We start from the raw sequence: 13632 nt of genomic DNA, 5'->3' as shown, positions 1-13632 counted from the left end.
AGGCTCAGGCGATACGGAACAGGCGGCTGGCATTGATGTCGAACAGCTTGCGCTTTTCGGATATCGAGAGCGGCGTCCGCTCGATCGCGCGCACATCGCGCGCCATATCCTCATAGGGATAATCGGCAGCGAACAGGACACGATCGATGCCGACGCGGTCGATCGTGTAGCGTAGCGGGTGCCAGTAATTCACGCCGCTGGTGGTGACCCAGATGTTCCGGCGGAAATAATCGCTCGGCCTGAGCTTGAGCGGTGGCGTCGCGCCCCGGAAATTCCATTCCCACAGATAGCGATTGTCGATGCGATCCAGATAGAAGGGCAGCATCTCGCCCATATGGCCGATGACAATCTTCAGCTTCGGAAAACGATCGAACACCCCGCCCGCGATCAGGCGCAGGACATGCGTACCCACCTCCACCCCATAGCCCCAGCCGACATTGAAGCCGGGAAGATCAAGGCCGCGCATCGACGGCAACGGATCACGCGGATGAATGTAAAGCGGCACGTCCAGTGCCTGCAACGCATCGAGGATCGGCGTGAACCGGGGTGCGTCAAGCGTCTCGCCGGCGGTGTGCGAATTGATCAGCAGGCCGTTGAGGCCGAGCGTACCGATCGCGCGCTCCAGTTCCCGCGCTGCCGCTTCCGGATCCTGCGGCGCCACCGTCGCCAGCGCTGCGAACCGCGCGGGATGCGCGCGAACGGCGGCGGCGACGCGATCATTGGCGAGTTGGGCAAGCTCCCTCGCCTGCTCCACGGGGAAATTCTGAACTCCCGGCGAGCCGAGTGACAACAGGGCGATGTCCAGCCCAGCCGCGTCCATCGCCGCGATCCGCCCCTCGCCCAGATCGGCGGCCGCGTTGCGAAAGGCTTCGCGCACGGCCGGATTGTTGGGCATTCCGGCCCCGCCAGTCGCGCGGTTGGCGGCGGCGGCGGCCGCATCGACCTCCGGAATGGTGAAGCCTTCCTCGGTGGCGATCCGGCGATAGGATCGTTTCCGGGCACTGTCAGGTGTCGTGGCGTGGCTGGCGGATCGCACGGCGAGTGCCGCCGCCGTGCCCGCCAGAAATCCCCGTTTGGACATGGTCGACATCCCGCGCTCTCCTGTCATTTTCCCCCGAGCATCCGGCCGAGGAGCGGCTTGCGATCGATCAGGTGATGCTTGGCGATCGCCGCGACATGAAGCGCCAGCAGAGCCGGCATGAGCCAGGCCGTGAGGAAGGCATGCGCGATGACGAGCAGATCATGGAGCCGATCGACGAGGACGGCCGGCAGCATCGGAAAGACCGGAAAATGCGGCCAATGCAGCCCGAAGAGCCTGAGCGGCGTCTTCTGAACCTTGTGCGCCGATATCGCCATCCAGCCCGTCAGCGGCATCAGGATCATCAGGCCATAGAAGGCCCAGTGCCCCGCCCTGGCGAGAAGATGCTCCCTGTTGGGCAGCGGCCAGCGATAGGGCGGCGGCCGATGGGTCAACCTCCAGGCAAGTCGCGCCAGGCTGAGCAGCAGCACGGATATGCCGATCGATATGTGCAGCGGCAACAGCGGCTTGGGCGAAAAACGCTGCCCTGGCAGTGGATCGGGGAAACCGAGCCCGATCCCGATATTCACGAGGATCAGGACGGCGATCAGCCAGTGCAGCGTGATCGCGACACGATCATAGCGATAGCTTTGCTCCATTCCGCGTGCCTCCGGAAGAAGAACGCCCCAACGGAAAGCCGGCGGGGCGCGGGAGGAGAAGGATCAGAACTTGGCGCTGATCGTAGCACCGAAGGTGCGCGGCGGATCGAGCGTGGCGGAACGCTGGTTGAGCGGATCAGCCGAGGAGCGGAAGAAGGTGGGCAGCGCGGTCTGGCCGGAAGAGCCGACGCCCACCACCGCCTTGTTGGTCACGTTGCGGACGAACAGCTGGATCGACCATTGATCGCCCGGCGCGCGATAGGTGAGATCCAGATCCAGCTTGGCATAGGCGCCGCGCATGTCGCCCGGAGTCAGCAAGGCGGGGTCGATGATGCGAAGCGGCGTGCTGCTCTCGAAATGGCTGTGCGCCGCTGCGATCACCGCCGCCCCGCTCTGGAGGTGGAAGGTGTGGTCGTAGCTGCCGGTGATCGACCAGCGCGGCAGATTGATGCGGCGAAGATCATATTGCGGAACGAGCGCGGCGGTGTTGACGGTCGCGACCGGCGGCGTGCTGTCATATTTGCCGCGCGCATAGAGGATGTCGCCCGAGATGCGATCATTCGGCGTGACCAGCGTATCGATGCTCAGTTCACCACCATAGAGATTGCCATCGAAGTTGGACGGAAAGCTCGTCTGACCGATGGCGATACCATTCAGATAATAAAGCTGAAGCTGGCTGATCTGCTGATTCTTGTACTTCCAGTAGAAACCGGAAAGGTTGATCTGTAGCTTTCCACCCAGGAAGCGGTTCTTCGATCCGATCTCATATGCCGTCAGCATCTCCGGCTTGTAGCTGTTCTGCGTGCCGACGGTGAAGCCGCCGGCGCGAAAACCGGTCTTGACGTTTGCGTAGAGCATGGAGCCCGGACGCGGATCGAACTCCACGCCCGCCTTCCAGCTCACATTATTCTTCTCGTAGCGGCCGCCGTTCGGAACCTCGCAGAAGTTGGTCGGCATGTAATAGACGCCCTGATAGAGCACCGGCGTCAGCGGCGAGGCAACGAGCGTGCAGACGCCGCCGGCCGCCTGGATCGTCGCGACGCTCGCCGCCGAAAGGCCGCTGGCCACCGTATAGCCATTCTGACTCTTGGTTTCCCGTGTGAAGCGGATGCCGCCCGTCAACCGGAACCGATCGGTGAGCGCGTAGGTGGCATCGGCGAAGCCGGCATAATTGCTGTCCGTCAGCTTCGGCGTGCTCAGGATCGCATAGCCGGTGCTCTGCAGATTGTTCTGGAAGGCGTTTTGATCCTCATGGAACAGGAAGGTGCCGATCACCCATCGGAACGGACCATTCCCGTTCGACGCGAGACGCATCTCGAGCGATTCCTGGTCTGATTTTGTGTTGTTCAGGAACAGCAGGCCATTGGAGTAGGTCCTGTAGTTGATCTTCGTGTGGACATAGCTCGGCTGCACCGTCAGCGTGCCGATCGGCGTGTTCCAGTTGATCTCCGTGGAAAGGATATACTGGTCGGCGTTATTGAACCCATCCTGGCCGACCAGGGAAATATTGCCATATCCATTGGCCCCGGTGTTGGTGAAGCCGGCCGGATTGCTCACCGCATTGACCCCACCGACGCTGGTGGAGGCGAAAGAAGGGCACAGCAGCTGGTTGGTGCAGGTACCCGCCGCTCCCAGTCCGAACCAGGGGTTGCTGGGATCGATCCACTTCTGCGTCGGGCTAAGCCAATAGGTGAAGGTGCTGTAAGGCCCCTTCGATCGATTCCAGAACCCGTCGCCGAACAACAGGATCGAGAAATCCGAACTCGGCTTATAGAGCAGGCTTACACGCGCGCCATAATTGTTGGCGTCATCATAGCCATTGGTGAAATAGCCGTCATGGCGGGTCGTCTGGAAAGCGACGCGGCCGGCCAGCGTGTCCGTGATCGGGGTATTGATGTAGCCCTGACTGTTGACCGTGGAATAATTGCCGAGCGTCAGCGTCGCACCACCCTCAAAGCGATCCTTTGGCCGCGTCGGAATGATGTTGATCGCGCCCACCGTCGCGTTGCGGCCATAGAGCGTGCCTTGCGGCCCCTTCAGTACCTCGACGCGCTCGACATCATAATAAGCGCTGGACGCCGAGGTCTGGCGCGCAAGCGGAACACCACCATAGTTGAAGCCCATGATCGCGTCCGAATATTGCGAACCCGATCCGCTGGCCAGGCCGTAAAGGCCAATATAGGCATTGGGATTGGCGACCGTGAGCTTCAGGCCCGGTATGCTGTCGAGCAGCGTGCGACTGTCGACGACGCCGGCCTTCTGCAGATCGGCACCGCTGATCGCCGTAATCGTGAGCGCCGTCTTCTGCGTCGATGCCGAACGCCGCTCGGCGGTCACCACGATCTCGGCAATGCCGCCTTCCGGCTCGGCAGTCGAGCTGCCGGTCTGCGGGCCAGCTTGCGCGCTTTGGGCCGCGACCGGGGTAAGCGAAAGGAACAGGGCACCGAGCGCCGATGCCGCCAGCAGGCCCGAGAATTTGCTCACACAACCTCCCCTTCATTTTTTGGATGTCGACATCGAAACCCCCGCAGTGGAGCGGCCTTGCCTCGTGTCGGTCGATTTATGATGCGGGTGTATTCGCATGCGTCGCGGCGAACCATGCCGCGAATTGCATATCAGTCTGACCGAGTCCGTTTAGGCGCGGCCAAGACGGGCGCATCTCACGCCTTCATCAGAAACGATACGAAGCGCCCTTCAGGATCGTATCTGGCGCGCAGTTCCTCCAGTCTTTTCGATGCCTCTTCCGAAAGATAGCGCTGCGGATCGAGCGCCATATTTTCGTCGTTCATCTGCGCGCCCACCGAGATCGGATGCAGCCTGCGGATCGCATCGAGCGCCCAGGCATCGTTCTTCGCATCCTCCGCCTCGTCCATGTAGACGGCGTTGGCCGAAATATAGATTTCGCCCTGCACCGAATAAGCAGCATTCGGAACCTCGCGCACCGGGCCCCAGCACTGGAAGAAGATGTTGAAGCGCTCACCCGGAAGATTTTCGAAGAGGCTGCGCATCAGCGGTACGAGCTGCTCCGAAGGCGCGTTGGTCCAGATATTGTCGATGACGATGCGATAGCCGGCGGGAAGGCTTTCGGTCGGCGATTCATAGCGCGACGGCGCCACGAAGGGCTGCTGCACCTTGCGGGTGGCCGCCTTGCGGAAGACGGGCGCGGCATCGAAAGCGTCCAGCGCGCCGCGTACCTCCTCCTCACTGCCGAAACCGGAGGCACCGACGAAGAGGCCCGGCCGGCCATCGATCATCCGGCCGAGCATCACTACCTCAAGATGCGCGGGGAACTTCGGAGTATTATTCCGCAGGAAGGCCGTCACCTCCTCGAGATGCGAGAGATCGAAGGTATAGCCGTTGCGGCGCATCACCTGCGGCATCGGATGCACCTGAAGATAATAGCGGACGGCCGCACCGAAATAGCCCGGGCCGGCGCCGCGCGCCGCCCACAGCCAATCATTGTGTTCTTCGGCGGTGGCGTGGATCAGATTGCCGTCGGCATCGATCACGTCGATCGCCTTGAGTTGCTGGCACCCCGGTCCCCATACGCGCGAATTCCAGCCATGGCCGCCACACATCACGAAGCCGCCCATGCCGACGCTCACGCCATGCGCGGAGGGCGTCATCAGCTTGTGCTCGCCCTGCAGGACGGCGTTGAGCCCGTCTCCCGTGATGGACGGGCTGATGATCGCGGTCATCGTCTCCGGTTCCACGCGCAACTCGCGCAGATTGGCGAGGCTGATCAGCAGTGCCCCGTCGCGCATATGCGAACCGACCCACCCGTGGCCGCCGGATCGAATACCGACCTTCCAACCCCGCGCCTTGGCGTAGCGCACGGCATTCTGCACATCATCGACGCTTTCGGCCATCACGATCGCGTTGGGAAAGCGATTGGGCTTGCGCGCGTTGAACACGGCAAGCTGGCGCATCGCCTCATAATCGGGATTGCCGCGCATCAGCATCCGTGCGCCCAGCCGCTTGCGCAGCGTGGCGGCGCCGGGCACGCCCTGCGCCGCCACGCTGCGCGCCACCGTGCCAAGCCCGCGTCCCTCGACAAGAGCAGCCGCAACCGCGCCGCCGAGCATCGTCCGTCTCGTCAACATCTTCAGCCCAATCTGTTCCGGAGTGCGCCCGTGGGGCGGCTCATTTCAATGTCTTGAGATAGGCGATGACGTCCGCCAGATCCTTCGGCCGGGAAACGCCGGGAAAGGCCATCCGCGTGCCTTTCACGTCCTGCATCGGATGCGCGAGGAAGGCTTCCAGCCGTTCCGGCGTCCAGGTGATGCCGCCCGTCTTCATCGCCTCGCTATAGGGAAAGTCGGGCGCGGCGCCGGCCTTCCGGCCGACGACCCCCTTCAGCGGCGGCCCGACTCCCGCGCCCTCTCCATTGGCGCCGTGGCAGTAGGAGCAGGTCGTGAACACACGCTTGCCGTTGGCAAGATCAGGCTGCGCCAGCGCGGCCTGTGGTGCCGCACCGGCGATCACGGCCATCATCAACAATATCCGGAGCAAATTTCCCTCGCCTGATCTGTTCTCTGTCGCGTGCATGATACAAAGCCGGCCGGCGCCTCACAGGCCGGCAGCGGAGGTATCAGCTATACGCTTCGTGGCAGGCCGCCCCGCCCGCTCCCCTCCTCCCCGTCGCGTGCGCCCCGTCACGTCTTCGGTAGGCCGCTTCCGTCCCACGCGCGCTTCGCCACCCACCGGCATCGCTCCGGACCGACCAAGACATTTAATTCTCCTACGTGCTAATTTATGTTGCGAGGATCGAAACGGTCGATCACCATCAAGGACAGCATAAGAGAGCGGGAGCAGGATGATGGTCGATCGAAGCGTCGTGATGACACGACGGCAGACGCTGGGAGCGGGGATCGCGACGATGGCGATCATGGGACGGTTGTCGGCAGCGCTGCCGTCCCCTCGGGAAAGCTGGATCGACGTGGGGGAAGCCTCTCTCTATGTGCGCGACAGCGGCGGCACGGGCATCCCGGTGCTGCTTGCGCATCCGGTGACCGGCAGCGCGCTCGTCTGGGAGGCGCAGGAAGCGCACTATGCAAGCGCCGGCTATCGCGTCATCAGCTGGTCGCGGCGGGACCATGCCCGATCGCGCACGGAGACGTTCAGAAGCGAGCCGGATCAGACAGCGGATCTACTCCGCATCGTCGATGCCCTTAAGCTGAACCGGTTCCACGCGCTCGGCAGCGCGGCCGGCGGAGGTGTGGTGCTGGATTTCGCGGTGGCCCATCCGGATCGGATCCTCAGCCTCGTCATCGCAAACCATATCGGGAATATGGCCGATCCGGTTTTTCGCAGACGCTATGACGCGCTCCGCCCGGCGCCGTTCAGCCAGCTCCCTGCCTCCTTCCGCGAACTCGGCCCGATCTACCGCGCGGCCAACCCGGATGGCGTGGCCCGATGGGAGGAACTGGAGCGCACATCGAGGACGGCGCCGCTGGGGCCGCAACCACGAGGAACATTAGAATGGGAACAACTGGGTCGCCTCACCATGCCCAGCCTGTGGATCACGGGGGATGCGGATTCCTACGCGCCGCCGCCCCTGTTTGACGAGCATAGACGGCGACTTTCCAAAGGCCGCTTCTTCGTCATACCCGGCGCGGGACATTCCGCTTATTGGGAATTCCCCGACATGTTCGACAAGCATGTCCTCGATTTTTGGCGAAGTCGCGCATAGCGGACCTTCGCTCCCACGCGTGGGAGGGGGGGCGGTCTGCTAGACCGGCCCGATTTTCCCCGCCGCTCTCCGTTTCGGGCCGGCAAGCCGTTCAGTCCGCTTCGAAATTGCTTCGGCCCTGTGATTGAGCCTGATCGGCATCGCCCCATCAAGGCCATGCCGATCAGCCCGGAACACCCGCCTTCCGCCTAGAATTTGACGCCCGCGCGAACGCCATAGGTGCGAGGCGGCTGGAGCGTCGCGAAGCGCGCGTCGGCCGGATTGCCGGCGGGCCGATAGAATGTGCCCGGTGCGACGAGCCCGCCGCCCGTTCCCGTGCCGATCACAGCCTTGTTGCCGATATTGTTGACGAACAGGGTAACGCTCAGCTTCGCATCGCTGCTCTCCCAGCCCAGCGAGGCGTTTACGGTGGCAAAAGGATCACGATATTCGCCCGGTCGCCTCGCGGCCTCCGCCACGGGGCGCAACCACGTGCCGCTCTCGAAATGGGTATCCGCACCGATGACGACACGGCCGCCATTCTTGAGCGGTATGCCCTGCTCGGCCTTCACCGTGCCCGACCAGCGAGGCAGATTGACGCGCGGATAATCGGTCAGTCCGCCCACCGTCCCGACTGACGAGATCGCCGTCGGATAGACATCATATTTGCCGCGTTCATAGAGGAGATCCAGCGATATGACACTGTTGCTCAAGGGCCGAACAGAAACATCCAGTTCCGCACCCTTCACATAGCCATCGACATTCACGGGGTAGGAGGATTGCCCGGCGGGATGTAGCGCCTGGAGCAGGCTGATCTGCTGATCCTTGTAATCCCAGTAGAAGAGTTCGAGGTTCACCTGCAGCTTGTTGTCGAAGAAGCGGTTCTTGGATCCGATCACATAGGCTGTCAGCTTTTCCGGCTTGTAGGTGTTCGGCGGCAGCGCCGGCGAAAATCCGCCCGCCTTGAAGCCGGTGCTCACGTTCGCATAGAGCAGGGATTGCCGGGCGAGATCGAATTCGACGCCGGCCTTGTAACTGACGTTGGTGAAATGCAGTCGCCCCTGGTTCGGCACCTGGCAATAGCCGACAGGATAGAGATAACCGAGCGCCGTCGTCGATCCCGTGACGAAAATACCGGGCGACGGACAGCTCGTCGCGGTGAAGGCACCGTCCAGCAGGGTGAAACCGTCCTGCTTCTTCGTCTCGCTGGTATAGCGAATGCCGCCTGTGGCCCGCAGCCTGCTGGTGATCGAATAGGTCGCCTGCCCGAACAGGCCGACGCTCTCATCCGTCAGATTGGGGCTGTAGAGGACCTGATATCCGTTCGGCTCGAACGTATCCTGCCGCGAATTGATATGCTCGTAAAAATAGATGCCGCCGATCAGCCATTTCAGCGGACCATCATTATTCGAAGCCAATCGGGTCTCGACCGAATTTTGATAGGTGCGGTTGCGCAGATTATAGGTAAGGCCACCGCTGAACGTGCGCGTATCCACCGCCGTATCGACGTGCGCGGGAAGGATGGTCAGCTTGGCGAAGCCGATATCCCAGTCGACCTGACCGGCATAGATATCCTGGTTGATACGGACAAAGCCCGTATCCTCGACCACGGAAAGCGAACGGAACGGCGCCGCGAAGGTGGCGCCGGCGCTGTCCCCCCAGGTGGGGCAAAGAGCGGGATTGCCGCAGCCAGCCGGGGAATAGGAAAACCACGGGTTGTTTGGGAACTGATAGGCCTGCCCCGGCGTCGGATATCGCACGATCGTACCCGGGCCGCGCGACCGATCCCGGTAGAGATCGGCCCATGCCAGCACCGTCAGGTTCGGCGTCACTTCGCCCCGCAGGCTCAGGCGCGCGCCCCAATTGTCGGCATCGTCATAGCCGTTGGTAAGATAGCCATCATGCTTGTTATATGTCCCCGCGATGCGGGCCGCGAAGCCGTCTGACAGGGGCGCGTTGAGATATCCGTTGAAGTTCTTCGAGGAATAGTTGCCGAACTGGGCCGTGGCGCCGCCTTCGAAATGGTTGGATGGCTGATTGGGAATGACGTTCAGGGCGCCCACGGTGGCGTTGCGACCATAGAGCGTCCCCTGCGGCCCCTTCAGCAGTTCGACGCGCTGCACGTCATAGACGGCAGACGCCGGCGAGAAGGTTCGGCTCAGCGGCACGCCACCCACGTTGAAGGCGACCACCGGATCAGCATATTGGGTGCTGCCACCACCGCCCAGGCCACGCAGGCTGAGGTTCGCGTTAACATTGGAGCGGGTGATATCCAGCCCCGGCAGAGAATCCAGCAGGGCGGTGGGATTTGCGATGCCAGCCTTGGCGAGTTCCGCGCCACCGATCACCGAGATCGCGACGGCCGTGCGCTGCACGCTCGCCTCGCGCCGCTCCGCCGTGACCACGATCTCCTCGAGCCCGCTGTCCGCCTCCCGCGAAGATGCCTGCTGCGCGGATGATCGCGCCGCGGACTTTGGCGATCGCTTGTCCACAGGCGCAACGTCCTGCGCCATGACCGCGCCGGGCACCAATGCCAACGCAGACGACAATAACAGTGCCTTTGCATGCCTCATGATATCCTCCCCGTTTCAAGATCGATTCTGTCGACGATCCGAACTGACTTTTTGGCTTGTTCCGTAGGGGTGGACTAGCGGCGCCAACTGCATAGCAGCCGTGCACCGAACGTAGAGCTTCACCCCCGTCTCTTGATCTCAGGGCTATTGTTCCGAACGATGTTACTAACGAAGAAAGCGAAACCGTCCGCACAGCGCCGCCGGAACGCACATATCGTCATGTCACCTTCCGCAGCGCGCCACCTCCGGGATCCCCAATCTTTCCATCAGCTTCGCTGATCGTGACGCTTGCCTCCCGCATCTCGAGGCGTGGCAGCGCCGCCAGCGCGTTGATGATCGGATATTGGAAGGGAATGTCCTCCCAGCGCGCCGGATGGAAAACGAAATCGCCCCGGCCGGTGAAGCGTTGCCTGACCGTCATCCCGCCATAGCCCGTCGCGAAGGCGCCGGGCGGCGAATATTCGAGATATTCAACGTCGGCCCGGTCCAGGGCGCCGGTTTCGGGAACATATTTGTAGTGGAAGCTGCCGGAAGCTGTGGCCGGCGACGGATCCGTCTCGCGGCACTCCCTTATGCTGAAATCCAGGAAGCGAAATCCATCCCAGCCTGCGCTGCCGACATGATCGGTGTCGATCGCGATGGGGTCGGGGATTTCGGCAAAGAGCTTCGCCCACCCGAGTTCCTCCCGACCCGTCAGGATCGGATCGGCCATATTCTCCCACACGACTGCGAGGAAATTGCCCGTCAACCGGCCCTGCGACGGGGAATCACGGGCTATCCGAAAGCCCGCGCTGATCAGCGCATAGCCGCGCCCGGCCAGCCAGCCGATGTTGGTCATGTAAAGCGCATTGAGCGTCAGCAGCGGCTCGCCATCCAGCACGCAGCCCGGCGGAAGCAATTCGACCAGCGCGTCCCGGTCGGTCAGCATCGTCATCGAAAGCGCGAGATTGCGCTGGCGGTTGAGGAGATGCTGCCTGTCCTTCGGAACATTGCGCGGGCCAGGCAGCGCGCCGAACACTCTCGGCATCCGATATTGCGGCTTCAGCCGGGGATCATCACCCTTCATCCTTGCCCTCCACTCCCATCGTTCGGTCGCGCCGCTTCCGGACCCGTCTCACCGGCGCGGCGGCTTGCTGTTGCGCGTGAGATAGGCCTCCAGCGCACGCAATTGCGCGTCGCTCACCTCGGTCTTGCGGAACATCGGCATCACCGAAATTCCGTTGCGAACGAAATAGGCGATCATTTCCGGCGCCATGTCCGTCCGTTGCTCCAGCAGTGCGGGAACAGCGCCCGCATATTTGGCCTGCAACGCCGCCGTGCCGGGCTTATGCGCCAGACCGGGATTTCCGATGCCCGGTCCGTGACAGGAGGCACAATTTTCCTTGAAGACCGCTCTGCCTTCTTCCTGCAGCGCGGCCATATGCCGTGTATCCGGAGCGGCCCGCACAGCCGAAGGCGAAAGCGCCGCGATCAGGAAGGCCGCCTTGGCGATGTGCATCGTCATGCCTTCCTCAGATGCCGGGGCCAGATCCCGCCGCGCCCGGCGGCGATGATGCCGTTGGGGTCCACGGCATCCTTCAGCGTTTCGCTGAAGCGGCGAAGGATGCCGTCGTTGAAGCCGTAGGTTCCGGCCACCTGATCCTGAAACAGCGGCGGTGTGCGATATTCGCCATAGCCATGAGCAGCACCCAGATCGATAAGCCGGCGCATCGCATCGCGCGATCGCCGATTGATCGCCGAATCCCCCCGCGAGACGGGAAAGCCCGCCGCCAACACGAACGCACGGTAAATCCAGGTGTAAGGCGCGGTGATCGCGGAATAGACGGTTTCCAGATCGGTACCGCGCAGCGCATCCGCGAACAGGGACTGGGCCTTCAGGATGGACTCCCCGTCTTTCGGAATGATGGGGGTGAACAGCAGATGCCCATCACGCGGCTGGGGATTGAGATCGGATCGCGCGCCAAGCGAAAAGACGTTCATGTTGGGTATGCCGACGAGCACCTTCTTGCCGACGGCTTGCTCCTGCTCGTCGGTCAGGGGAAAGCGGAGATCCTCCTGCTCGCCGACGCGCAGACCGGGAATCACCTTCTCCAGCCTCGAGCGCGCATTCTCCCAGTTCGCGCATATCCCCTCCGGCGCGCCGTAAAACTGAAGCTTGACGGCCCAGACGGCCCGGCCGCGGCGCGCCGCAAATTCGTCCACGATATCGGTGGTGAAGGAGTCCGGCCGCGCAAGCAGCGCCTTCAGCTCGGTATCCATGTTCGTATAGCGGAAGGGCGCGAGCGGGCTCGAATATTCGGGCATGCCGATGATACCGAGATATTCGAGTTCGTTGACGATCTCCGTGAGTGCGATGATGTCCTTGCGGCGGGGCAGCAGCACCTCGCGTGAGAGATAGGCCTCGGGCTGTGGCATGAGATGGAAGCCCATCTTCGTCACGACGCCGAAATTGCCCTGACCGAACAGTCCGTCGACATGCGGTCCGAAGCCGTAGCGAAAATCCGCCCACGTTTCCGATCCGGGCAGCGCCGCCATGCCCGTGCGCATTAACTCGCCATTGGGCAGCACGATCTCCATGCCGCAATGCGACTGGAAATGATCGCGATAGCTCGTCAACGTATGGCCGACACCATGATCCAGCGCATTGCCAACCAGGCTGCCCCAGCCCGGATCGGGACAGTCGATCCATGATCGCAACTTGTTCGCGCGGATGTGATGATGGAGATCGAAATAGGAGACGCCCGGTTCTACGATCGCGAAATGGCGCTTGTCGTTAACCTCGACGATCTTCCGCATTCGCTTCAGATCGAGCACGACGCTGCCCGAAAGATTGGGCGCCGAACCGCCATAACCCAGATTCTTTCCGGTCGAGACCGGATAGATCGGAATGCGATAGCGGTTGGCCGTACGGACGATCGCCTGAACCTGCTCGCGCTCCACCGGGGCTATTGCGGCGGAGACCAGCCGTTCTGTCGGCTCCCCCCATTCCGGAGAATAAGCGTCGCGGTAAAGAGCGACATCCTCGTCGCTGGTGAAAACCCAGTCCGGCCCTACCGCCGTGCGGAATTCGGCGAGTGCCTTCGTCCAATCGGATGCGCTGACACCGGACGGGATCATGCCGATGCTCCGGTCAGGCGGATGCGCGATCGGGGGGCAATGATCCAGCTGGCAAGCGGTTCGCCCCCCATCCCTTTTCCCGGCGCGTGGCTGGGCGGGCAGCGCGAAGGCTCGGGATCGAAAACCCCGAGCGCCTGGGCCTGAAAGCCCGGAAAATCGGCACGTGCGGCCGCGAGCGCCTCGGCCAGGCGCTCGCAACTGCTTGTCCTCGCAACATGCTGATAGCCGCCCGCGGCATCGGGAACATGATCGACCAGCGCGATCACGCAATGGCGATGATCCCAGGCGAAACGCTCGAGGCAGAAAAGAACGTCGTACCCGGTCATGCCGGCAATCTCGGCCTCGCCATCTTGCCAGAGCGCACGAAGCCGCCCGGTCCACAGGCCGCTCACGTCACCCCCCGTCATCACGACAGTTCGGCCTCCGGCGGCGGCCGCACCACCGAAGGCGCGGCTCGCCGGATAACGCCGGTCGGCGATCAGGAGACGGGGCTCCGGCGCGCCGATAATGCCAAACGATGCGCGCGCGCCGCCGCCCATGCCCGCCGCACCGATGATCGCCGAAGCCTGCAGAAAATCGCGTCGCGTCGTCATC

Annotated in this window: 11 protein-coding genes; 1 reads left to right on the top strand and 10 read right to left on the bottom strand. The window is 62.9% G+C overall.

Annotation, left to right across the window (positions count from 1 at the left end):
- Positions 1-4: 4 nt before the first annotated feature.
- From DI605_RS05190 to DI605_RS05170, 5 genes are all read right to left on the bottom strand, one after another.
- On the bottom strand, positions 5-1090 hold the full coding sequence (locus tag DI605_RS05190) for an amidohydrolase family protein (protein ID WP_293970034.1): 1086 nt from the start codon (positions 1088-1090) through the stop codon (positions 5-7).
- Positions 1091-1104: 14 nt separating this feature from the next.
- On the bottom strand, positions 1105-1677 hold the full coding sequence (locus tag DI605_RS05185) for a cytochrome b (RefSeq protein WP_293970031.1): 573 nt from the start codon (positions 1675-1677) through the stop codon (positions 1105-1107).
- Positions 1678-1740: 63 nt separating this feature from the next.
- Positions 1741-4161: a TonB-dependent receptor gene (locus tag DI605_RS05180; RefSeq protein WP_293970028.1), complete on the bottom strand. Its 2421-nt coding sequence runs from the start codon at positions 4159-4161 to the stop codon at positions 1741-1743.
- A gap of 176 nt (positions 4162-4337) precedes the next feature.
- Positions 4338-5780 (bottom strand): FAD-binding oxidoreductase, encoded by a 1443-nt coding sequence (locus DI605_RS05175; protein ID WP_293970025.1) that lies wholly within the window; start codon positions 5778-5780, stop codon positions 4338-4340.
- A 40-nt stretch (positions 5781-5820) separates the two neighbouring features.
- The gene (locus DI605_RS05170) at positions 5821-6171 is read right to left on the bottom strand and encodes a c-type cytochrome (RefSeq protein ID WP_293970022.1); all 351 of its coding nucleotides are present in this window, start codon (positions 6169-6171) and stop codon (positions 5821-5823) included.
- Positions 6172-6496: 325 nt separating this feature from the next.
- On the opposite strand from DI605_RS05170, the gene DI605_RS05165 reads away from it, so the two are divergent.
- Positions 6497-7369 (top strand): alpha/beta hydrolase, encoded by an 873-nt coding sequence (locus DI605_RS05165; RefSeq protein ID WP_293970019.1) that lies wholly within the window; start codon positions 6497-6499, stop codon positions 7367-7369.
- A 188-nt stretch (positions 7370-7557) separates the two neighbouring features.
- On the opposite strand, the gene DI605_RS05160 is transcribed toward DI605_RS05165, so the two are convergent.
- The 5 genes from DI605_RS05160 to DI605_RS05140 all read right to left on the bottom strand — a co-directional run bounded on the left by DI605_RS05160 (position 7558) and on the right by DI605_RS05140 (position 13631).
- A complete protein-coding gene (locus DI605_RS05160) occupies positions 7558-9921 on the bottom strand; it encodes a TonB-dependent receptor (protein ID WP_293970016.1) in 2364 nt (787 codons plus the stop codon).
- 217 nt (positions 9922-10138) lie between these two features.
- Positions 10139-10987: an acetoacetate decarboxylase family protein gene (locus tag DI605_RS05155; RefSeq protein WP_293970013.1), complete on the bottom strand. Its 849-nt coding sequence runs from the start codon at positions 10985-10987 to the stop codon at positions 10139-10141.
- A gap of 48 nt (positions 10988-11035) precedes the next feature.
- Complete coding sequence (locus DI605_RS05150) at positions 11036-11425, bottom strand: cytochrome c (protein ID WP_293970010.1); 390 nt, start codon at positions 11423-11425, stop codon at positions 11036-11038.
- The gene (locus tag DI605_RS05145; RefSeq protein WP_293970007.1) at positions 11422-13038 is read right to left on the bottom strand and encodes an FAD-binding oxidoreductase; all 1617 of its coding nucleotides are present in this window, start codon (positions 13036-13038) and stop codon (positions 11422-11424) included. The genes DI605_RS05150 and DI605_RS05145 overlap by 4 nt, the downstream gene beginning before the upstream one ends.
- A complete protein-coding gene (locus tag DI605_RS05140; protein ID WP_293970004.1) occupies positions 13035-13631 on the bottom strand; it encodes a twin-arginine translocation signal domain-containing protein in 597 nt (198 codons plus the stop codon). Before DI605_RS05140 ends, DI605_RS05145 begins: the two co-directional genes overlap by 4 nt.
- Position 13632 lies beyond the last annotated feature (1 nt).

Source organism: Sphingomonas sp., from assembly GCF_003248515.1.
Classification (GTDB): Bacteria; Pseudomonadota; Alphaproteobacteria; order Sphingomonadales; family Sphingomonadaceae; genus Sphingomonas_I.
Note: the sequence above shows the minus strand (reverse complement) of the source record. Positions and strands in the feature narration are given on the sequence as shown.

Excerpts from the sequence above, each read along its gene's own strand:
- DI605_RS05190 (WP_293970034.1), bottom strand. The coding sequence starts at position 1,090 with ATGTCGACCATGTCCAAACGGGGATTTCTGGCGGGCACGGCGGCGGCA.
- DI605_RS05185 (WP_293970031.1), bottom strand. The coding sequence starts at position 1,677 with ATGGAGCAAAGCTATCGCTATGATCGTGTCGCGATCACGCTGCACTGG.
- DI605_RS05175 (WP_293970025.1), bottom strand. The coding sequence starts at position 5,780 with ATGTTGACGAGACGGACGATGCTCGGCGGCGCGGTTGCGGCTGCTCTT.
- DI605_RS05170 (WP_293970022.1), bottom strand. The coding sequence starts at position 6,171 with ATGATGGCCGTGATCGCCGGTGCGGCACCACAGGCCGCGCTGGCGCAG.
- DI605_RS05165 (WP_293970019.1), top strand. The coding sequence starts at position 6,497 with ATGGTCGATCGAAGCGTCGTGATGACACGACGGCAGACGCTGGGAGCG.
- DI605_RS05160 (WP_293970016.1), bottom strand. The coding sequence starts at position 9,921 with ATGAGGCATGCAAAGGCACTGTTATTGTCGTCTGCGTTGGCATTGGTG.
- DI605_RS05155 (WP_293970013.1), bottom strand. The coding sequence starts at position 10,987 with ATGAAGGGTGATGATCCCCGGCTGAAGCCGCAATATCGGATGCCGAGA.
- DI605_RS05150 (WP_293970010.1), bottom strand. The coding sequence starts at position 11,425 with ATGACGATGCACATCGCCAAGGCGGCCTTCCTGATCGCGGCGCTTTCG.
- DI605_RS05145 (WP_293970007.1), bottom strand. The coding sequence starts at position 13,038 with ATGATCCCGTCCGGTGTCAGCGCATCCGATTGGACGAAGGCACTCGCC.
- DI605_RS05140 (WP_293970004.1), bottom strand. The coding sequence starts at position 13,631 with ATGACGACGCGACGCGATTTTCTGCAGGCTTCGGCGATCATCGGTGCG.